The sequence below is a fragment of the Rhizobium sp. BG4 genome (genome assembly GCF_016864575.1).
Taxonomy (GTDB): Bacteria; Pseudomonadota; Alphaproteobacteria; order Rhizobiales; family Rhizobiaceae; genus Rhizobium.
Genome location: NZ_CP044125.1, coordinates 483,417 through 502,605, shown reverse-complemented (window position 1 = coordinate 502,605; position 19,189 = coordinate 483,417). Strand labels below are relative to the sequence as shown.

Annotated in this window: 18 protein-coding genes and 1 pseudogene; 11 read left to right on the top strand and 8 right to left on the bottom strand. The window is 63.3% G+C overall.

What is annotated here, in order from left to right:
* Positions 1 to 66: 66 nt before the first annotated feature.
* Positions 67 to 936, bottom strand: coding sequence for a 23S rRNA (adenine(2030)-N(6))-methyltransferase RlmJ (locus tag F2982_RS02700; RefSeq protein WP_203429152.1), 870 nt, complete (start codon positions 934 to 936; stop codon positions 67 to 69).
* Positions 937 to 1,019: 83 nt separating this feature from the next.
* Between F2982_RS02700 and F2982_RS02695 the strand changes: the two genes are divergently transcribed.
* From F2982_RS02695 to F2982_RS02685, 3 genes are all read left to right on the top strand, one after another.
* Positions 1,020 to 3,143: a molybdopterin oxidoreductase family protein gene (locus F2982_RS02695; protein WP_246777499.1), complete on the top strand. Its 2,124-nt coding sequence runs from the start codon at positions 1,020 to 1,022 to the stop codon at positions 3,141 to 3,143.
* Positions 3,140 to 3,733, top strand: coding sequence for an NUDIX domain-containing protein (locus F2982_RS02690; protein WP_203429150.1), 594 nt, complete (start codon positions 3,140 to 3,142; stop codon positions 3,731 to 3,733). The genes F2982_RS02695 and F2982_RS02690 overlap by 4 nt, the downstream gene beginning before the upstream one ends.
* Positions 3,734 to 3,835: 102 nt before the next feature.
* The gene (locus tag F2982_RS02685) at positions 3,836 to 5,005 is read left to right on the top strand and encodes an alpha-D-ribose 1-methylphosphonate 5-triphosphate diphosphatase (RefSeq protein WP_203429149.1); all 1,170 of its coding nucleotides are present in this window, start codon (positions 3,836 to 3,838) and stop codon (positions 5,003 to 5,005) included.
* Here the strand turns inward: F2982_RS02685 and F2982_RS02680 are convergent.
* Genes F2982_RS02680 through purM form a run of 4 tightly spaced genes read right to left on the bottom strand, consistent with a single transcriptional unit; the run spans position 5,002 to position 7,435 of the window.
* Positions 5,002 to 5,433 (bottom strand): type II toxin-antitoxin system VapC family toxin, encoded by a 432-nt coding sequence (locus tag F2982_RS02680; RefSeq protein WP_203429148.1) that lies wholly within the window; start codon positions 5,431 to 5,433, stop codon positions 5,002 to 5,004. The genes F2982_RS02685 and F2982_RS02680 overlap by 4 nt on opposite strands.
* Positions 5,409 to 5,645 carry a type II toxin-antitoxin system prevent-host-death family antitoxin gene (locus F2982_RS02675; RefSeq protein ID WP_203429147.1) on the bottom strand — a complete coding sequence of 79 codons (237 nt, stop codon included), beginning with the start codon at positions 5,643 to 5,645 and terminating at the stop codon, positions 5,409 to 5,411. Before F2982_RS02675 ends, F2982_RS02680 begins: the two co-directional genes overlap by 25 nt.
* Positions 5,646 to 5,702: 57 nt before the next feature.
* Positions 5,703 to 6,365 (bottom strand): phosphoribosylglycinamide formyltransferase, encoded by a 663-nt coding sequence (gene purN, locus F2982_RS02670; RefSeq protein WP_203429146.1) that lies wholly within the window; start codon positions 6,363 to 6,365, stop codon positions 5,703 to 5,705.
* On the bottom strand, positions 6,362 to 7,435 hold the full coding sequence (gene purM, locus F2982_RS02665; RefSeq protein WP_112718791.1) for a phosphoribosylformylglycinamidine cyclo-ligase: 1,074 nt from the start codon (positions 7,433 to 7,435) through the stop codon (positions 6,362 to 6,364). The genes purN and purM overlap by 4 nt, the downstream gene beginning before the upstream one ends.
* A 254-nt stretch (positions 7,436 to 7,689) precedes the next feature.
* On the opposite strand from purM, the gene F2982_RS02660 reads away from it, so the two are divergent.
* From F2982_RS02660 to ppx, 4 genes are all read left to right on the top strand, one after another.
* Complete coding sequence (locus tag F2982_RS02660; RefSeq protein ID WP_112718790.1) at positions 7,690 to 8,808, top strand: AI-2E family transporter; 1,119 nt, start codon at positions 7,690 to 7,692, stop codon at positions 8,806 to 8,808.
* Positions 8,805 to 9,503, top strand: a complete 699-nt coding sequence (gene hdaA, locus F2982_RS02655; protein ID WP_203429145.1) for a DnaA regulatory inactivator HdaA — start codon at positions 8,805 to 8,807, stop codon at positions 9,501 to 9,503. Before F2982_RS02660 ends, hdaA begins: the two co-directional genes overlap by 4 nt.
* A gap of 66 nt (positions 9,504 to 9,569) precedes the next feature.
* Positions 9,570 to 11,774: an RNA degradosome polyphosphate kinase gene (locus tag F2982_RS02650; protein WP_112718788.1), complete on the top strand. Its 2,205-nt coding sequence runs from the start codon at positions 9,570 to 9,572 to the stop codon at positions 11,772 to 11,774.
* A 10-nt stretch (positions 11,775 to 11,784) separates the two neighbouring features.
* Positions 11,785 to 13,308 carry an exopolyphosphatase gene (ppx, locus tag F2982_RS02645; protein ID WP_130282748.1) on the top strand — a complete coding sequence of 508 codons (1,524 nt, stop codon included), beginning with the start codon at positions 11,785 to 11,787 and terminating at the stop codon, positions 13,306 to 13,308.
* Positions 13,309 to 13,353: 45 nt separating this feature from the next.
* On the opposite strand, the gene F2982_RS02640 is transcribed toward ppx, so the two are convergent.
* From F2982_RS02640 to F2982_RS02630, 3 genes are all read right to left on the bottom strand, one after another.
* Positions 13,354 to 14,031 (bottom strand): glutathione S-transferase N-terminal domain-containing protein, encoded by a 678-nt coding sequence (locus F2982_RS02640; protein WP_203429144.1) that lies wholly within the window; start codon positions 14,029 to 14,031, stop codon positions 13,354 to 13,356.
* A 133-nt stretch (positions 14,032 to 14,164) separates the two neighbouring features.
* Entirely contained in the window at positions 14,165 to 15,085 is a 921-nt protein-coding gene (locus F2982_RS02635; RefSeq protein WP_246777498.1) for a LysR family transcriptional regulator, read from the bottom strand.
* A gap of 52 nt (positions 15,086 to 15,137) precedes the next feature.
* Positions 15,138 to 16,037 (bottom strand): LysR family transcriptional regulator, encoded by a 900-nt coding sequence (locus F2982_RS02630; RefSeq protein ID WP_203429143.1) that lies wholly within the window; start codon positions 16,035 to 16,037, stop codon positions 15,138 to 15,140.
* Between the two features lie 119 nt (positions 16,038 to 16,156).
* On the opposite strand from F2982_RS02630, the gene F2982_RS02625 reads away from it, so the two are divergent.
* The 4 genes and pseudogenes from F2982_RS02625 (at position 16,157) to F2982_RS02610 (ending at position 19,179) form a co-directional block, all read left to right on the top strand.
* Complete coding sequence (locus F2982_RS02625; protein WP_203429142.1) at positions 16,157 to 16,870, top strand: SDR family oxidoreductase; 714 nt, start codon at positions 16,157 to 16,159, stop codon at positions 16,868 to 16,870.
* Positions 16,871 to 16,874: 4 nt separating this feature from the next.
* On the top strand, positions 16,875 to 17,249 hold the full coding sequence (locus F2982_RS02620) for a VOC family protein (protein WP_203429141.1): 375 nt from the start codon (positions 16,875 to 16,877) through the stop codon (positions 17,247 to 17,249).
* A 260-nt stretch (positions 17,250 to 17,509) separates the two neighbouring features.
* Positions 17,510 to 18,699: pseudogene (locus tag F2982_RS02615) on the top strand (TCR/Tet family MFS transporter).
* 204 nt (positions 18,700 to 18,903) lie between these two features.
* A complete protein-coding gene (locus F2982_RS02610) occupies positions 18,904 to 19,179 on the top strand; it encodes a DUF1801 domain-containing protein (RefSeq protein WP_348652511.1) in 276 nt (91 codons plus the stop codon).
* Positions 19,180 to 19,189: the final 10 nt, after the last annotated feature.

The window sequence follows — 19,189 nt, the reverse complement described above, 5'->3', positions numbered from 1 at the left end:
GCGGACTATTCCGCACGCCGCCGTCATGGTCAATCGGGGCGATGGCCAGTCGTCGTTGGGCAGGCGTCAATCGTCCCGCGCGGCCTTCTCTTCGCCGCGCAGCCAGAAGGCGCGGTGCGATGCGTAGCGGTCCTGCGCCATGATATCCTTGAGGGCAGGGAGCATCCGGTGCAATTCGTCCTTCAGCGTGAAGGGCGGGTTGACGATGATCAGCCCGGAGCCGGTCAGGCCGGTGATGCCCCGGTCGCTGCGCACGCTGAGTTCGGCGCAGAGGATCTTTGGAATGCCGGTCGCCTGCAGCGCCTCGTGGAATTCCTTGATCGGCGCGCCCTTCTTCAGCGGATACCACAGGCAATAGGTGCCGCCCGGGAAGCGGCGGTAGCCCTTCACCAGTCCGTCCACCAGCCGCTCGTACTCGCCGTCCTCTTCGAATGGCGGATCGACCAGCACCATGCCGCGCTTTTCCTTCGGCGGCAGATGCGCACCGAGCGACAGCCAGCCGTCGAGCTCGGTGATACGCACATGGTGGTCGCCTTCGAACAGGCGATGCAGCCGCACGAAATCTTCCGGATGCAGCTCCATGGCGGACAACCGGTCCTGCGGGCGGAACAGCATCCGCGAAAGCTTCGGCGAACCCGGATAGTAGCGGATACCGCCTTCAGGATTGAGCTCGCGAACCGCCGAGAGATAGGGCTCAAGCAGATCGGCCACCTGCGGATCGAGATCGGCCTCCATCAGTTTGCCGATGCCCGTCTGCCATTCGCCGGTCTTCTGGGCTTCCTCGGAAGAGAGGTCGTAGAGGCCGATGCCGCCATGCGTATCGAGCACGCGGAAGGCAGCGTCCTTCTTCTGCAGATAGCGGATCAGCCGTGCCTGCACCGCATGCTTCAGCACATCGGCAAAATTGCCCGCATGATAGATATGGCGGTAGTTCATCGTTGCTGATGCCTGTCATGAATTCGCCTGATCGGCGCACTTTCCGGCTTTTGGCCGCTTTCCGCTTCGCATATAGAAATCATATGAACATTGCGACCCCCATTCACGCGAAATCCCGGGTCGGGCACACCGCCTGTCCGCACGACTGTCCCTCCACCTGCGCGCTGGAGGTCGATATCACCGATGACGGCCGGATCGGCCGCGTGCGCGGGGCAGGCGACCACAGCTATACGTCGGGCGTCATCTGCGCCAAGGTCGCCCGCTATGCCGAGCGCCTTTATCACCCTGACAGACTGATGCATCCCTTACGCCGCAAGGGCGCCAAGGGGGCTGGCAGCTGGCAGCAGATATCCTGGGACGACGCGCTGGATGAGATCGCCGATGCCTTCGTCAAGGCGGAAGCCAAGGATGGCAGTGAAGCCATCTGGCCTTATTTCTATGCCGGAACCATGGGCTGGGTGCAGCGCGACTCGATCGAGCGCCTGCGTCATGCCAAGCGCTATTCCGGCTTCTTCTCGTCGATCTGCACCAACCCGGCATGGACCGGCTTCACGATGGCAACCGGCACGCTGCGTGGCCCCGATCCGCGCGAAATGGCGCGCACCGATTGCGTCGTCATCTGGGGCACCAATGCGGTCGCCACGCAGGTCAATGTCATGACCCACGCGATTAAGGCCCGCAAGGAACGCGGCGCGAAGATCGTCGTCATCGATATCTACGACAACCCGACGATGAAGCAGGCCGACATGGCGCTCATCGTCAAGCCCGGCACCGATGCCGCACTCGCCTGCGCCGTCATGCACGTCGCCTTCCGCGACGGCTATGCCGACCGCGCCTATATGGCGAAATTTGCCGACGATCCCGCCGGTCTCGAAGCGCATCTGAAGACCAAGACGCCGGAATGGGCGGCCGGGATCACCGGGCTTTCCGTCGCCGAGATCGAGGATTTCGCCAAACTCGTCGGCACCACGAAAAAGAGCTATTTCCGCCTCGGCTACGGGTTCACCCGCCAGCGCAACGGCGCGGTCGCCATGCATGCGGCCGCCTCGATCGCCACCGTTCTCGGCTCCTGGCAATATGAGGGCGGCGGCGCCTTCCATTCGAACAGCGATATCTTCCGCATGAACAATGCGGAACTGACCGGCAAGTCGATGAAGGATCATGACATCAGGATGATCGACCAGTCGCAGATCGGCCGGGCGCTGACCGGTGATGCTGTGGCGCTTCGCCACCGCGGCCCTGTCACCGCCATGCTGATCCAGAACACCAATCCGGTGAATATCGCCCCCGAGCAGCGGCTGGTGAAACAGGGCTTTGCCCGCGACGATCTCTTCGTCGCCGTCCACGAGCAGTTCATGACCGATACCGCCGAGATGGCCGATATCGTCATCCCGGCCACGATGTTCGTCGAGCATGACGATATCTACCGCGCCGGCGGCCAGAACCACATTCTGCTCGGCCCCAAGCTCGTCGAGCCGCCGGAAACCGTTCGTACCAATCTCTTCGTCATCGAAGAGCTCGCCAAGCGCCTCGGCGTCGCCGACCGACCGGGCTTTGGCTTTACGGCGCGCGAAATGGTCGATCGCGTGCTGAAGGACAGCAATCTGCCGGATTACGACTATTTCCTCGAAAACAAGTGGTTCGACCGCCAGCCGGAATTCGACGACGCGCATTTCCTGAACGGCTTTGCCCACGCCGACCGCAAGTTCCACTTCCGCCCGGACTGGGTGAATGGCGCCGCGCCGAACAAGCCGCCTGAAGTCCTCGGCGCCTTCGGCCCGCATGAGCAGCTGCCTGCTTTCCCGGATCAGGTGGATGTCATCGAGCTCGCCGATGCCGACCATCCTTTCCGCCTCGCCACCTCTCCAGCCCGCAACTTCCTCAATTCGAGCTTCGCCGAGACGAAGACCTCGCGCCAGAAGGAGGGCCGCCCGGAACTAATGGTCAATCCGGCCGATGCCGAAGCGAACGGCATCGAGAGCGGCGATCTCGTCCGCATCGGCAACACCAGGGGCGACCTGCGCATCCACGTGAAGATCACCGAGGAAGTGAAGCCCGGCGTCCTCATCGCCGAGGGCCTGTGGCCGAACAAGGCGCATGTTGACGGCGAGGGGATCAACGTGCTCACCGGCGCCGATCCCGTCGCGCCCTATGGCGGTGCCGCCGTCCACGACAACAAGGTCTGGCTACGCAAGGACGCCGCATGACGAAATTCGAGAAGGCTGGCGCCAAAATCGTCAGCGAAACCGTGCTCTCCCGGGGCTGGACCAAGCTCAGCGCCTATAAGATCGACTATACCGATTCCGAAGGCGTAACCCACCGGCTCGACCGCGAGGTTTATCACCGCACCCCGGCCGCAACGATCCTGCTCTACGATGCCAAGCGCGGCACCGTCGTGCTCGTGCGCCAATATCGCCTGCCGCCCGATCTGCACGGCGAGATGCCCTTCATGTTCGAGACGCCCGCCGGCCTGCTCGACGGCGACGAGCCCGAAGCTGCCATCCGCCGCGAGGCGATGGAAGAAACCGGCTTCCGCATCCGCGACGTCCGCTTCCTGTTCAAGGCCTACAGCTCCCCCGGCTCCAACGCCGAAATCGTCCACTTCTTCGCCGCCGAGGTCGATACCGCAGATCGCGTTTCAAACGGTGGCGGACTGGCCGAGGAGCATGAGGATATCGAGGTGCTGGAAGTGGCGTTCGACGACGCGCTGGCCATGATCGGCAACGGCGACATCCGCGACATGAAGACGATCATCCTGCTGCAATGGGCGGCGATGAACAAAGGGATCTGGCGCTAGCCCGAAAATAGCCGCGCGCCACGGTGTTTTCACGCGTTTGTCACGAATCCGGCCTATGCGCTGCGGTTTGTCTTCCCGCCTTGCCCCAACAGGAGAAAAATCATGTGGCTCAGTAATTTCACGCTCGTCCTTCCCGGTGAAATCGTGAGCCACGGCTCGGTGCGTGTCGAGGATGGCGTCATCGCCGAGATCCGTGATGCGCCGGTCGCCGGTGCGGCGATCGATGGCGGCGGGCGCTTCCTGATGCCGGGCTTCGTCGATCTGCATGGCGATATGATCGAGCGCGAGATCGCGCCGCGCCCGAATGCGATGATGCCGATCGATTTCGGTATTCACGAGCTCGACAAGAAGCTCGCCGCAGCCGGCGTGACGACGGCCTATGCGGCGATCTCCTTTGCGACCGAGAGCGTCTACGGCCATGTCCGTTCGCTGGCGACCACCTCTGCCGTCATCGAGGGCATCAATCGTCTGCGCAACTCGCTGCTGATCGATCACAAGGTTCATGCGCGCTACGAGATCACCAATGTCGGCGCCGCGGCCACGCTGGAAAAGCTGCTCGCTGCCGATCAGGTCGACATGGTCTCGCTGACCGACCACACGCCGGGGCAGGGCCAGTACAACAATATCGAAGCCTATGTCGCGAGCATTTCCGAGCGCCGCGCGATCACCAAGGAAATGGCGCTGGAAATCGTCCAGAAGCGCATCGCCATGCGCGAGGATCCGGCAATCGACGCGAAGCTCCGGGAGATCGTCGCGCTGTCGCTGCAGCACAAGCTGTCGCTCGCCTCGCATGATGACGACAGCGCCGAGAAGGTTGCCGAGATGCATGATCTCGGCGTGACGATCAGCGAATTCCCGGTCACGCTGCCGGCCGCCGAAGAAGCCCGCCGCCGTGGCCTCTGGACGCTGATGGGCGCGCCGAACGCGCTGCGCGGCCAGTCGATGTCCGGCAATCTCAGCGCCCTCGATGCCGCCAAGGCTGGCCTTCTCTCCGTCATCGCCGCCGACTACCACCCGGCCGCCTTCGTCCCCGGTATCTTCAAGATCGCCGACGCGATGGATAACAACCTGCCGGCCGCCGTTGCCATGGCAACGTCGAATGCCGCCCGCTCGGCCGGATTGCTGGATCGCGGCGAGATCGCGCTCGGCCAGCGCGCCGATCTGGTGGCGGTCGAGAAGGGGGATGTGCACCGCATCCGCGCGACGTTCCGCGCCGGGCAGTTCGTCTATAGCGACGGCACGCTGCATCGGCTTCAGGCGATTGCGGCCTAATCAGAGAGCAGCGGCACGCCTTCGCGCGCTGCCGCTGCGATCAGTTGCCTGTCTAGCGTGGCGAGCGGCAGCCTGGATTCGATCGCCAGCGCCAGATAGGCCGCGTCATAGGCCGTCAATTGATGCCGTTCTGCCAGATCGAGAATCGTGTCGTCGCTCGACGAGCGCTGCGTGAAGATAGCTAGTCCACGCAAGAGTTTCACACCTTCACAAGCCTTGTCGAAGGTGATGCGATTGCGCTTCCTGGCCATCATCAGGACATTGCGCACTTCGTGCCACAGTAGATCGGGAGCAATCGCGTCGGCGGTTTGCAGATGGACGAATGCGGCAGCCGCGATCGATGAGCTTTCGTCTGGGAGAACCCAACTGCACACAATGGAAGAATCGACAACGAATTTGGCCGTCATCGCCGGCCTATCGTCTTCCATTCCGCAATTTCTTCCTGGGTGATAGCAGGCATCGTTTTCCGGAAGGCGCGGACGGCCTCTATCGCTTGCCTGCGCTTCTCGTCATCCGCAACGACCGCAGCCATCTTGGCCACCGGCATCCCGTCGCGGACGATGACGATCTCCTCACCAGCCTCGACCATGGCGAGAAGTTCGGGGAGGCTGGCTTCATCGATGCTGACGGTTATCGTCATGCGCGGGCTCCATCAATACCGGAGCCATGATGATCCGCATCGGCGGACCGGTCAACATCACCCGATCAGCGAAATAACCCGCTCAGTCCCCGCCGCAGCGCCGGCACCGGTCCCGACAGCCTTGCCGCCTTCCATCCGCACCTTGCCCTCGGCAAACAGCCTCAGCGCCTGCGGATAGAGCTGATGCTCGACCGTGAGCACGCGTCCGGCCAGCGTGTCGGCCGTATCGCCCGAGAGCACCGGTACTGCCGCCTGGCCGATGACCGGGCCTTCGTCCATGCCTTCGGTGACGAAATGCACGGTGCAGCCTGCGATCCGCATGCCGGCGTCGATGGCGCGCTGGTGGGTGTGGAGGCCGGGGAAGAGGGGGAGCAGCGAAGGGTGGATGTTGATCATCCGTCCCTCGTAGCGCTGGATGAACGTCGCGCTCAGCAGGCGCATGTAGCCGGCGAGGCAGAGGATGTCGGGCGAGAGCGTATCGAGCGCTTCGAAGATCGCCGCCTCATGAGCTTCCTTGCTGGCATAGTCCTTGCGCACGAAGGCGAAGGCCGGGATGCCCTCGGCGGCCGCCTTGGCGAGGCCGCCGGCATCCGCCTTGTCCGAGATCACGCCGACGATCTCCGCCGGGAAGTCTGCGGCTTTCGCCGCGGCGACGAGCGCCAGCATGTTGGAGCCGCCGCCGGAGATGAAGACGACGACGCGTTTGCGCGGCGTGCTCATAGGGCGAGCGTACCCTGATACTGGGTGCCGGTCGCGCCTTCTGCGCGGGCGATCATCCGGCCGAGCACGACGATCTTCTCGCCTTCGGCCTCGAGCGCCTTGGTCACGGCTTCGACATTCTCAGCCGAAACGACGGCGATCATGCCGATGCCGCAGTTGAAGGTGCGCAGCATTTCCTTGGCTTCGACGCCGCCGGTCTTGGCAAGCCAGGAGAATACGGCCGGAACCTTGACGGCCGACAGGTCGATCTCGGCGGCCAGATGCTTCGGCAGCACGCGCGGAATATTTTCAGGGAAACCACCGCCGGTGATGTGGGCCAGCGCCTTGATCGCCTTCGTCTCGCGGATCGCCTTCAGCAGCGGCTTCACATAGATGCGGGTCGGCGTCAGCAGCGCTTCGCCGAGCTTCTTGCCTTCTGCAAAGGGTGCCGGTGCATCCCAGCCGAGGCCGGAGAGTTCCACGATCTTGCGTACCAGCGAGAAGCCGTTCGAGTGAACGCCGGAGGAGGCGAGGCCGAGAATGACGTCGCCTTCGGCAATGTCGCCTGCCGGCAGCAGTTCGCCGCGCTCGGCAGCGCCGACGGCAAAGCCCGCGAGGTCGTAGTCGCCGGAGGAATACATGCCGGGCATTTCAGCGGTCTCGCCGCCGATCAGCGCGCAGCCCGCATCGCGGCAGCCCGCGGCAATACCTTCGACGATCGCCGCACCCTGGTTCGGGTCGAGCTTGCCGGTGGCGAAATAGTCGAGGAAGAACAGCGGCTCGGCGCCCTGGACGACGAGATCGTTGACGCACATGGCAACGAGGTCGATGCCGACGGTGTCGTGATAATCCGCGTCGATCGCGATCTTCAGCTTCGTGCCAACGCCGTCATTGGCGGCAACCAGAACCGGATCCTTGAAGCCCGCCGCCTTGAGGTCGAAGAGACCACCGAAGCCGCCGATTTCGCCATCGGCGCCGGGGCGGCGCGTCGAACGCACGGCAGGCTTGATCTTCTCCACCATCAGGTTGCCGGCATCGATATCGACGCCTGCATCGCTATAGGTCAGGCCGTTTTTCCCAGACTGGCTCATGCTGCTCTCCGGTGGGTTTTGCACGTGCGGACAAAATGCGGACAAATGACCGCTTCACATGCCGGTCGCAATTGCATGAGAGTGCGCTTTATGCAAGGCGGTGCACAGAGAAAAGCCCCAATTTCCCGCTCTTTCAAGGTCTGCGAATGGGATTTCTCCGGGCAGGGTTGACCATCTTCCGGGCTGCAGCCTATGTGCTTTGAAAGCGTTCGCGGCCAAAATCGTGTCGCGGGCGGGACAACACGGGGTAATCGATGCCAAATCAGGTCAGCGGGACAAGTCTGAAGCGCCAGGTCTTCTTCTGGCTCGGCGTGCTCGCATTCTTCATCCTGTTCCTGCTCGTCTTCAGCTCCATCCTGCTGCCGTTCCTGGCCGGAATGGCGATCGCTTATTTCCTCGATCCGGTCGCCGACCGGCTGCAGCGTATCGGCCTCAGCCGGATGATGGCCACGATCGTCATTCTCGTCTGCTTCGTGCTGGTGATCGTCATTGCGCTGATGACGCTGATCCCGATCCTGGCGAGCCAGTTCACCGATTTCGCCGGCAAGTTCCCGGGCTATATCGATCAGCTGCAGCAGTTCATCACCACCTCGCAGAATTCGCTGCTGCCGGAATGGATCAAGAGCCAGCTCGGCACGATCAAGAACAATTTCTCGGAAATCCTCTCGCAGGGCGTCGGCTTCCTGACCGGCCTGTTCGCGCAGATCTGGAGCTCCGGCCTTGCCGTCGTCAACCTGATCTCGTTGCTGATCGTCACACCCGTCGTCGCCTTCTACATGCTGCTCGACTGGGACCGCATGGTGGCGCAGATCGACCGTTACATTCCGCGCGACTACGTTGCCAATGTCCACCAGATCGCCCGCGAGATCGATCAGGCCATCGCCGGCTTCATCCGCGGGCAGGGCTCGCTCTGCCTCATCCTCGGCATCTACTATGCCGCCGGTCTGTCGCTGGTCGGCCTCAATTTCGGCCTGTTGATCGGTCTCTTCGCCGGCATGATCAGCTTCATTCCCTATGTCGGCTCGATGCTCGGCCTGCTGATCGCCGTTGGCGTCGCCATCGTGCAGTTCTGGCCCGATTACATCTGGGTCGGCGCCGTGCTGGCCGTATTCTTCAGCGGCCAGTTTCTCGAAGGCAATATCCTGCAGCCGAAGCTCGTCGGCCACAGCGTCGGCCTGCATCCGGTCTGGCTGATGTTCGCGCTCTTTGCGTTCGGCGCGCTCTTCGGCTTCGTCGGCCTGCTGATCGCGGTGCCTGCAGCCGCTGCCGTCGGCGTTCTTGTCCGCTTTGCCCTGTCGCGCTACCTTGAGAGCGATCTTTATGCGGGTCAGTCGAAGTCTGTTGCCCGCAAGAGCAAAGCCGAATCCAAATGAACGATGCAAAGCGCAAGGCCGGAGAGCAGCTTCCGCTGGTCTTTACCCATGATGCCGCGAGCGGTCGTGACGATCTCCTGATCTCCGACCGTCTGAGTGCTGCCGTCACCATCGTCGATGCCTGGCCGCAATGGCCGTCGCCTGTGGTCATCCTGGCCGGACCCGGCGGCTCGGGCAAGTCGCATCTCGCCAGCATCTGGAAGGAGCATAGCGGCGCACAGAGCATCCATCCGAAGGCCGGCTCCGATGCCGCAGTCGCTGCCGCTGCCGGTCCCGTCCTGTTCGAGGATGTCGACCGCGAAGGCTTCGATGACACGGCGCTCTTCCACGTCATCAACAGCGTGCGCGAAAACGGCCATAGCCTGATGATGACGAGCCGCCTCTGGCCGATGTCCTGGCCGGTCGAGCTTCCCGACCTGCGGTCGCGCCTGAAAGCCGCCACCGTCGTCGAGATCGGCGAGCCGGATGAGGAGCTGTTGTCGCAGGTGATCGTCAAGCTCTTCTCTGACCGGCAGCTTAATATAGATGACAAACTGGTGTTCTATATCGTCAACCGGATGGAACGCTCGCTGAACGCCGCCCAGACGATCGTCGAGCGGCTCGACCGGCTCGCCTGGTCGCGCGGCACGAAGATCACCCGGGCAATGGCGGCCGAAGTATTGAATGAATTGGGAAATTCCGGCCCGGTCGATTGACTGTCACAGTTCTGTCGTGAAACTGATATAATTCGCGATGGCGAATAAATGGGGACGGATCGGCCTATGGACAGTGCAGTTGCGGAGCATCAGGAACCGAAGCCGGAAGCGTCCTCCGCCGTCCCTCCACTTGCAGAATTGCTGCAGAGCCCCGAGCGCTTCATCAACCGGGAATTTTCCTGGCTGCAGTTCAATCGCCGCGTTCTCGAAGAGACGCTGAACACCGAGCATCCGCTGCTTGAGCGTGTCCGTTTCCTGTCGATCTCGGCTGCCAACCTCGACGAATTCTTCATGGTGCGCGTCGCCGGCCTTGAGGCCCAGGTGCGCCAGAACATCGCCGTGCGCACGCCCGACGGCAAGACGCCGGCCGAGCAGCTCGATGCCATCCTGCAGGAGATCGATAATCTGCAGATGGAGCAGCAGGCATCGCTTGCCGTGCTCCAGCAGTATCTGGCCCGCGAGGACATCCTGATCGTCCGCCCGGGCGCATTGAGCGACACCGACCGTCAGTGGCTGGCGACCGAATTCGAGCAGGCGATTTTCCCGGTCCTGACGCCGCTGTCGATCGACCCCGCCCATCCGTTCCCGTTCATCCCGAACCTCGGCTTCTCGATCGGCCTGCAGCTCGCCAGCAAGCATGGCCGCGAGCCGATGACGGCGCTGTTGCGCCTGCCGCCGGCGCTCGACCGTTTCGTGCGCCTGCCCGATGATGGCAACACGATCCGCTACATCACGCTCGAGGACGTCGCCAACATCTTCATCCACCGGCTCTACCCGGGCTATGAGGTGCAGGGTTCGGGTACGTTCCGCATCATCCGCGACAGCGATATCGAAGTCGAAGAAGAAGCCGAAGATCTCGTGCGCTTCTTCGAAACGGCGCTGAAGCGCCGCCGCCGCGGCAAGGTGATCCGTATCGAGACCGATTCCGAAATGCCGGCCTCGCTGCGCCATTTCGTCGTCCAGGCGCTCAGCGTTCCCGAAAACCGCATCGCCGTTCTGCCGGGTCTGCTGGCGCTGAACACGCTGTCGGAGATCACCAAGGCGCCGCGCGACGATCTTCGGTTTCCGCCCTACAATGCCCGATTTCCCGAACGTGTCCGCGAGCATGCCGGCGACTGCTTCGCCGCCATCCGCGAAAAGGACATGGTGGTTCACCACCCCTACGAGTCCTTCGACGTGGTGGTCCAGTTCCTTCTCCAGGCTGCGCGCGATCCTGACGTTCTGGCGATAAAGCAGACGCTTTACCGCACCTCCAACGACAGCCCGATCGTCCGTGCGCTGATCGATGCGGCCGAATCCGGCAAGTCGGTGACGGCGCTGGTCGAGCTCAAGGCGCGCTTCGACGAAGAAGCGAACATCCGCTGGGCGCGCGACCTCGAGCGCGCCGGCGTGCAGGTCGTTTTCGGCTTCATCGAACTGAAGACCCATTCCAAGATGTCGCTGGTGGTGCGCCGCGAGGAGGGCAAGCTACGCAGCTACTGCCATCTCGGCACCGGCAACTATCACCCGATCACCGCGAAGATCTACACCGACCTGTCCTTCTTCACCTGCAATCCCGTGATCGCCCATGACATGGCGAATATCTTCAACTTCATCACCGGCTATGGCGAGCCGGAAGAAAGCATGAAGCTGGCGGTCTCGCCCTATACGCTGCGCTCGCGCATCCTGCGTCACATCGACGAAGAGATCATGCATGCGAAGAACGGCGCGCCGGCGGCGATCTGGATGAAGATGAACGCGCTCGTCGACCCCGAGATCATCGACGCGCTCTATACGGCGAGCCATGCCGGCGTGGAGATCGATCTGGTCGTGCGCGGCATCTGCTGCCTGCGCCCGCAGGTGCCTGGCCTGTCGGAGAATATCCGCGTCAAGTCGATCGTTGGCCGCTTCCTGGAACACAGCCGCATCTTCTGCTTCGGCAACGGTTATGGCCTGCCGTCGGACAAGGCGCTCGTCTATATCGGATCGGCCGACATGATGCCGCGCAACCTCGACCGCCGCGTCGAGACGCTGGTGCCGCTGACCAATCCGACCGTCAAGGAGCAGGTTTTGTCCCAGATCATGCTGGGCAATATCATTGACAATCAGCAAAGCTACGAGATATTGCCCGACGGAACGTCCAGGCGCATGGAGGTGCGCAAGGGCGAGGAGCCGTTCAACGCGCAGCAGTATTTCATGACCAACCCCAGCCTTTCCGGCCGCGGTGAAGCCCTGAAATCCAGTGCGCCCAAGCTGATTGCCGGTCTGCTTTCCGGCCGGACCAAGAGATAACTGGACCTGCATGGTTGAATCAGAAGCCCAGGGGCGCCTGCCAGGGATTGCCCCGGTCTCCGTCGTCGATATCGGGTCGAACTCGATCCGCGTGGTCATCTATGAAGGTATGTCGCGCTCGCCTGCGATCCTTTTCAACGAAAAGGTTCTGTGTGGCCTCGGCAAAGGCATCGCGCTGACCGGCAAGATGGACGAGGACAGCGTCAACCGGGCGCTGACAGCTCTCCACCGTTTCAAGGCCCTGTCCGATCAGGCCCGCGCCGCGACCATGTATGTGCTCGCGACCGCTGCCGCACGCGAAGCCTCCAACGGCCCGGATTTCATCCACAAGGCCGAGACCATCCTGAAGCGCAAGGTCCGCGTGCTCTCGGGCGAGGAAGAAGCAAAGTTTTCCGCCCTCGGCATCGTCAGTGGCTTTTTCCATCCCGATGGTATCGCCGGCGACCTCGGCGGCGGCTCGCTCGAGCTCATCGATATCAGGGAACGCGAGATCGGCACCGGCATCACGCTGCCGCTTGGCGGCCTGCGCCTGTCGGAATATGCCGGCGGCTCGCTCGACAAGGCCCGCAGCTTTGCCCGCAAGCATGTGCGCAGCGCCACGAAGATCCTGGGGAAGGGCACCGGCCGCACCTTCTATGCCGTCGGCGGCACCTGGCGAAACATCGCCAAGCTGCACATGGAGATGACCCAGTATCCGCTGCACATGATGCAGGGCTACGAAGTCACGCTCGACAGCATGATGCAGTTCCTCGATCAGGTCGAAGTCGCAAGAGACAGCAAGGACCCAGCCTTCCAGGCGGTCTCCAAGCATCGCCGCGCACTGCTTCCCTTCGGCGCCGTCGCCATGAAGGAAGTGTTGAGCGCCATGAAGCCCTCGATCATTTCCTTCTCGGCGCAGGGCGTTCGCGAAGGCTATCTCTATTCGCTGCTGTCGGAAGGCGAGCGCCGCGCCGATCCGCTGCTGGCCGCTGCCGGTGAACTCGCGATCCTGCGTGCCCGTTCACCCGAGCATGCGCGCGAACTGGCCGAATGGACCGGCCGGATGATGCCCTGTTTCGGCATCACCGAGACCGAGGAAGAATCCCGCTACCGCCAGGCTGCCTGCCTGCTCGCCGATATCAGCTGGCGCGCGCATCCTGATTATCGCGGCCTGCAGGCGCTGAACCTGATTGCCCACTCGTCCTTCGTCGGTATCAGCCACCCGGGCCGCGCCTTCATCGCGCTGACCAATTACTACCGCTTCGAGGGGCTGCACGACGACGGCTCGACGGCGCCGCTGGCGACCATCGCCGGCCCGCAATTCGTCGACCGCGCCAAGCTCCTGGGCGGCATGCTGCGCGTCGTCTACCTGTTCTCGGCATCGATGCCGGGCTTGGTGAAGAACCTGCATTTCCGCAAGTCGGCGCAGCCCGATATCGACATCGAGCTCGTCGTGCCGCACGAATATCACGACTTCACCGGCGAACGCCTCGACGGCCGCCTGCAGCAGCTTGCGAAGCTCACCAACAAGCGCCTCGCCTTCGTTTTCGAATAAGTCTCAGGGAATGCGGTCTTCCGGCCGCATTCCCGTTTGTCTCAGTTAGGCGGCGGCGTTCTGCGGGAACAGCGCCTTGCGCGTTTCCTCGTCGAGCGTGTGCTTGAACGTATGCTCCTGCTTCAGCAGCAGGGCGCGCTGGACGGCAGGCCGCTCCGCCATCGTCTGCATGAAGCGGGCGACGTTGGGATAGTCGTCCAAGCCTTTCTCGCCGAACACATAGCCGGCAGACGCCGCCCAGCCCCACAGCGCCATGTCGGCAATGCTGTATTCGGCTCCCGCCAGCCAGGGTGATGCGCCGAGGCGCTGGTCGAGCACCCGGTAGTGACGCTCCAGCTCCTTCACGTAGCGGTTCTTCGCATAGGGGATATCCTCCGGCGCATAGTGCAGGAAGTGGATCGCCTGTCCCGAGAACGGCGAGAGGCCGGTCGCCACCAGCTGCAGCCAGGACAGCATCGCCGCCTTCTCGACGGCACCGGCAGGGATGAAGCGCCCATGCTTCCCGGCGAGATAGATTAGGATGGCGTGGGAATCGAAGACCGTCACGCCGTCATCGCTGAGGGCAGGCACCTTGCCGTTGGGATTGATCTTCAGGAACTCGGGTGCGTGCTGCTCGCCCTTGAAGATATCGATCGGGTGAACCTTGAAGGCGAGGTCGAGTTCGTGCAGCAGCACCGCCACTTTCATTGAGTTCGGTGTCGCGTGAAAATAGAAATCAAGCATCGGCTATATCCTTTGTCGCGGCCTTCGCGAGGGGAAGGCGTGCCGCGACCATGCCGATGCGTGAGTATGTTGACCAATCGATCCTGTGGATCGCACCTAGCGCGCCGATCGATATCTCCGCCTGCCGCCGGGTTCAGCTCTTGGCTGGCCGTGAGGCGCTCATCACCATCTTCCTGAGCCAGCTATGCGCCGGATCGGCGCGCATGCGCGGGTGCCAGAACAGATTGATGCTGAACGGCGAGAGCGCCACCGGCGGCTCGAACAGATCGAGCGTATCGGTGAAGCGCTGCAGGAAGCGAAGCGGCAATGTGCAGATGCAGTCGGTGCTCGCCAGCACCAGCGGCGCCATCGCATAGCTCTGCACCGATACGGACACCCGCCGCTCGCGGCCGGTCTCGGCCAGCGCATTGTCGATCATGCCGGTGAAATGCCCGCCGCTGGTGGAGATCAGCATATGGTCGAGGGCACAGAATTCGTCGAGCGTCAGCTCCCGCATTCCCCTGGGATGGCCGCGCCTCTGGGCGGTCATGAACTTCTCTTCGAAGAGCGTGCTCGATATCAGCTCATTCGATCCGTCTTCCGCCGCGCCGACGAAGAGATCGATTTCGCCCTGTTCCAACAGCCCGGCGATCTTCGATTTGTCGGGCAGGGTGAAGGCGATCCTGACCTCGGGCGCATGCGCCTTGATCAGCGGAATGAGATCGGGCGCCAGGATGGCGGCGGGATTATCGGTCGCGGCGATCCGGAAAACCCGCTTGCTCGTTGCCGGATCGAAGAGATGGGCGGTGTTGACGAAATCCTCGAAGCGCTCCAGCAGCCGGGTGAGTTCCGGCTGAAGGGCGACGGCATGAGGCGTCGGCGTCATTCCGCGGCCGGAGACGGAGGGGATGAACAGCGGATCGTTGAGCAGATGCCGGAGCCGGTTCAGGCGGGCGGAGAGGGCGGACTGGCTGATGTTCAGCCGCGCCGCCGCCCGCGTGACATTCGGCTCCTTCAGAAGCGTGTCGAATGTCATCAGCAGGCTGGCGTCGAAATCGGAAATTCGCTGGCTCAACGGCGCTTTCCCCTATCTGGAGCTGAACTCATTACATGAGCCCGCCACTTGGTCATAGCGCTGTCTCGGCAACGGCGGTCTTGCGCAGCCGCTGCGACAGGAAGTCGATGCACAGCCGGACCTTCGCCGCCGCCAAGCGGCTGTGAGGGAAGACGACGTGGATCGGCGCTGCCGCGAGCCTCGCCTCCGGCAGCACGATTTCGAGTTTGCCGCTATCGATATCGTCGCGCACATCCCAGATCGATTTCAGCACCAGCCCGGCGCCGGCTAGTGCCCAGCGATGCGCGAGCTCGCCATTGTTCGTCGTCAGCTTGGACCGGACATTCGCGCTGCGCCCGTCGGCAAAGACCCAGTGCGTGTTGGGCGGCTCGCCGAAGGCGATCACGTCATGGCCGGGCAGGTCGTCGATCGCCGTGGGCCGCCCGCGGCGGTCGAGATAGGTGGGGGAGGCGCAGATGACGCGGCGGTTCGGGGCGATCTGCCGGGCGATCAGGCTGGAATCCGAAAGCGCCCCGAAGCGCACGGCAAGGTCGTAGCCTTCCTCGACGATATTGACGACGCCGTCATCGGTATCGAGATGCACCAGAAGCTCCGGATGCGCCTCCTGGAATTCCTTGAGGATCGGCGCCAGCCAGCGGCAGCCGAAGGCAAAGGTCGACGTGACCTTGAGAAGCCCGCTTGCCGTATCCCGTCCGCTCGACGCTTCCGTCTCGGCATCGTCGATCTCGGCGAGGATCTGCACGCAGCGTTCGTAGAAGCGTGCGCCTTCTTCCGTCAGCGCCAGCGAGCGCGTCGTCCGGTTGACCAGCCGCACCCCGAGCCTCTCCTCAAGCCGAGACAGCTTGCGGCTGACGACGGTCAGCGAGAAGTTCAGCTCGCGTGCCGCAGCGGAGAGGCCTCCCGCCTGCACGACGCGCACGAAGACCAGCATGTCGAGAAAATTGTCGCTCATATTATTGCTAATATCGCAAGAGACAGTCGACGACAATCTCCGTTCCGGCAAGAGAGGCGCCGGACTATTGTCCCCTCATCGAAACGGCGGCACGGTTGCCGCAAAGAGGAGAGCAGCAGATGACATCCCTTGCAAATCAACGCGTTCTCGTGGTCGGCGGCAGTTCCGGTATCGGTCTGGCCGTTGCAGAGCAGGCCGCCGCCGCCGGTGCCGCAGTCACGATCGCATCCCGCTCGGCAGACAAGCTTGCCGAAGCCGCCAGCCGGATCGGGCAGGGCGTGCGCACCGCCGCCATCGACACCGCCGATGAGGCCGGGATCGACGCCTTCTTCGCGGCAAACGAAGCATGGGACCACATCGTCATCTCGGCGGCGCAAACGCCCTCCGGCCCGGTGCGCAAGCTTTCGCTCGACGACGCCAAGCGCGCCATGGAGAGCAAGTTCTGGGGCGCCTATCGCATCGCCCGGGCAGCAAAGCTTGCCGAACGCGGCTCGCTGACCTTCATTTCCGGCTTTCTGAGCGAGCGCCCCTCGGCATCCTCTGTGCTTCAGGGCGCCATCAATGCGGCGCTGGAATCGCTGGCCCGGGGCCTCGCGCTCGAACTCTCCCCGGCGCGTGTCAACACCGTCTCGCCAGGCCTGATAGATACGCCGCTCTGGTCGAAGATGGACGAGACGAACCGCAACGCGATGTTCGAGCGTGTCGCGGGCTCGCTGCCGGCAAAGACGGTGGGCAAGCCTTCCGATATCGCCAATGCCGTCTTGTTCCTGATGACGACGCCTTTCGCAACTGGCTCGACCGTCCGCGTCGATGGCGGCGGCGTGATCGGGTGATGCCATGCTCATAGATCACGTTACGCTACGCACTGCCGATCTGGAGGCGACCAGGCGTTTTCTCGAAGACCTGCTCGGCCTGACCACGGGAAGCCGACCCGATTTCGGCTTCCCCGGCTACTGGCTCTATAGCGGCGGCGAACCCGTCGTTCACCTGATCCCGGGTGGCGGCGCCGCCGTTGGCCGCAATGCGGAGACGATCGACCATGTCGGCTTCCGGCTGGAAGGCTATGACGCCCATCGCCGGAAGCTCGACACCGCAGCCATACCCTATTCCACCATGGATCTGCCGGATCTCGGCGAGCGCCGCCTTTTCGTCCGCACGCCGGGCGGCATCCTCCTCGAGCTCGTCTTCCGCGAAGGCGAAGCGGTCAACTGAATGGCGAAGGGCTTGCCGCGGCCCGCGGCCGGGTGTACATCATCCCGGTCGCGAAAAGCGGCTGCTTCCCTTGATCCGCCATCGGCGTGAGTAAACAGGTGGACGAATTGTCGTCCAGGCGGCCGAGTACAAGTCAGCCATGCCCGCTATGCGCATGGTTCGGCCAGCGTTTCCCAAACCTGTAATGCCTGACCTCGTCAGGCCTCCAATCGCAAGCTCCCGGCGTGCGCGCCGCGCGTTTGCGTCGATAGGATCGCGCCATGAACAGACCGCTTGTTGTTATCTTTACCGCCATTGTCCTCGATGCCGGCGGCATTGGCCTCATCTTCCCCATTCTCCCCTCGCTGCTGCAGGAGGTCACCCATGCCGATAAGGTGGCCCAGTATATCGGCATCATGACCGCGCTTTATGCGGCCATGCAGTTCGTCTTCGCGCCGGTGCTCGGTGCGCTGAGCGACCGGCTCGGCCGCCGCCCGGTTCTGCTGATCTCCCTTGGCGGAGCGGCCATCAACTATCTGGTACTCGCCTTCGCTCCCAATCTCTGGATGCTTCTGATCGGCCGCGCCATTGCCGGGCTGACGAGCGCCAATGTCTCCGTCGCCACCGCCTATGTCACCGACATCTCGCCGCCCGAGATGCGCGCCAGACGCTTCGGCCTGCTGAACGCCATGTTCGGCATCGGTTTCATCATCGGCCCCGTCCTTGGCGGCGCGCTCGGGACTATTGGCTGCGGCTGCCCTTCATCGCCGCGGCAGTGCTGAACGCTGCCAATCTCCTGCTGGCATTCGCCGTGCTGCCGGAAACGCGCAAGCCGAGCCGCGAGAGGATCGATCTTGCCGCGCTCAATCCGTTGCGGCCGCTGCGCTGGATCTTCTCGATGAAGAGCCTGTTGCCGGTGATCCTGATCTTCTTTGTCTTCAGCGGCACCGGCGAAGCCTACGGCACCTGCTGGGCGCTCTGGGGCAGCGATGCCTTCCACTGGAACGGCCTCTGGATCGGGCTTTCGCTCGGCACCTTCGGCATCTGCCAGACCTTGTCGCAGGCTTTCCTGCCGGGGCCTGCCGTCAAGCTGCTCGGCGAGCGCACGGCCATCCTCACCGGCGTCGGCGCCGTCTGTATCGCGCTTGCCGTCATGGCCTTTGCGACCGAGGGCTGGATGATCTTTGCGATCATGCCGCTCTTTGCCCTCGGCGGCATCGGCGTTCCCGCGCTGCAGTCACTGGCGACCCGCCAGGTCGGCGAAGACCAGCAGGGCCAGTTCCAGGGCGTGCTCGCCTCCGTCGTCAGCCTTGCCTCGATCATCGCGCCGCTCGGCTTTTCGAGCTTCTATTTCGTCGTGCGCGATGCCTGGCCGGGCGCCATCTGGCTCTCGGTCGTGGCGCTCTATGCGGTCGGCATTCCGCTGGTTCTCGGCCTGAAGCTCGCCAAGCGCGAGCCGATGCCCGCCTGACACGGCCGGCAGAAGGCGGACAGAGAGCCCGCCTTCTGCTAGGCTCCTTCACTGAAACGGAAGGAGGACACCGTTGGAAAAGCCGAAACTGCTGGCGGGCGGCAACCCGCAGATGCCGAAGGGGAGGGCGACGCTCCGGTCCAGGCCTATATCGACGCCGTGCCCGGCTGGAAGCAGGAGGTCTGCCGCAATATTGATCGGCTGGTGCAGCAGGCCCTTCCTGGCGTGCGCAAGGCGGTCAAATGGAACTCGCCGCTTTATGGGGCAGGCGAGAAGACCTGGTTTCTGGGCCTCCACTGCTTCGAGAAATACGTGAAGGTCTCCTTCTTCCAGGGCGGCTTGCTCGACCCCATCCCGCCCGGACAATCGAAACAGGCCGAGGTCCGCTATCTCGATATCCGCGAGACAGACGCGATGGATGAGGCGCAGTTTGCCGCATGGATCAGGCAGGCGGCGGCATTGCCGGGCGTCAAGATGTGACGCCGCGCGA

Bases quoted from the DNA above. Each gene is read 5' to 3' on its own strand.
- F2982_RS02675 (WP_203429147.1), bottom strand. From the start codon at position 5,645: ATGACGATAACCGTCAGCATCGATGAAGCCAGCCTCCCCGAACTTCTC.
- F2982_RS02690 (WP_203429150.1), top strand. From the start codon at position 3,140: ATGACGAAATTCGAGAAGGCTGGCGCCAAAATCGTCAGCGAAACCGTG.
- F2982_RS02695 (WP_246777499.1), top strand. From the start codon at position 1,020: ATGAACATTGCGACCCCCATTCACGCGAAATCCCGGGTCGGGCACACC.
- F2982_RS02680 (WP_203429148.1), bottom strand. From the start codon at position 5,433: ATGGAAGACGATAGGCCGGCGATGACGGCCAAATTCGTTGTCGATTCT.
- F2982_RS02700 (WP_203429152.1), bottom strand. From the start codon at position 936: ATGAACTACCGCCATATCTATCATGCGGGCAATTTTGCCGATGTGCTG.
- ppx (WP_130282748.1), top strand. From the start codon at position 11,785: ATGGTTGAATCAGAAGCCCAGGGGCGCCTGCCAGGGATTGCCCCGGTC.
- F2982_RS02650 (WP_112718788.1), top strand. From the start codon at position 9,570: ATGGACAGTGCAGTTGCGGAGCATCAGGAACCGAAGCCGGAAGCGTCC.
- hdaA (WP_203429145.1), top strand. From the start codon at position 8,805: ATGAACGATGCAAAGCGCAAGGCCGGAGAGCAGCTTCCGCTGGTCTTT.
- F2982_RS02685 (WP_203429149.1), top strand. From the start codon at position 3,836: ATGTGGCTCAGTAATTTCACGCTCGTCCTTCCCGGTGAAATCGTGAGC.
- purN (WP_203429146.1), bottom strand. From the start codon at position 6,365: ATGAGCACGCCGCGCAAACGCGTCGTCGTCTTCATCTCCGGCGGCGGC.
- F2982_RS02630 (WP_203429143.1), bottom strand. From the start codon at position 16,037: ATGAGCGACAATTTTCTCGACATGCTGGTCTTCGTGCGCGTCGTGCAG.
- F2982_RS02620 (WP_203429141.1), top strand. From the start codon at position 16,875: ATGCTCATAGATCACGTTACGCTACGCACTGCCGATCTGGAGGCGACC.
- purM (WP_112718791.1), bottom strand. From the start codon at position 7,435: ATGAGCCAGTCTGGGAAAAACGGCCTGACCTATAGCGATGCAGGCGTC.
- F2982_RS02625 (WP_203429142.1), top strand. From the start codon at position 16,157: ATGACATCCCTTGCAAATCAACGCGTTCTCGTGGTCGGCGGCAGTTCC.
- F2982_RS02640 (WP_203429144.1), bottom strand. From the start codon at position 14,031: ATGCTTGATTTCTATTTTCACGCGACACCGAACTCAATGAAAGTGGCG.
- F2982_RS02660 (WP_112718790.1), top strand. From the start codon at position 7,690: ATGCCAAATCAGGTCAGCGGGACAAGTCTGAAGCGCCAGGTCTTCTTC.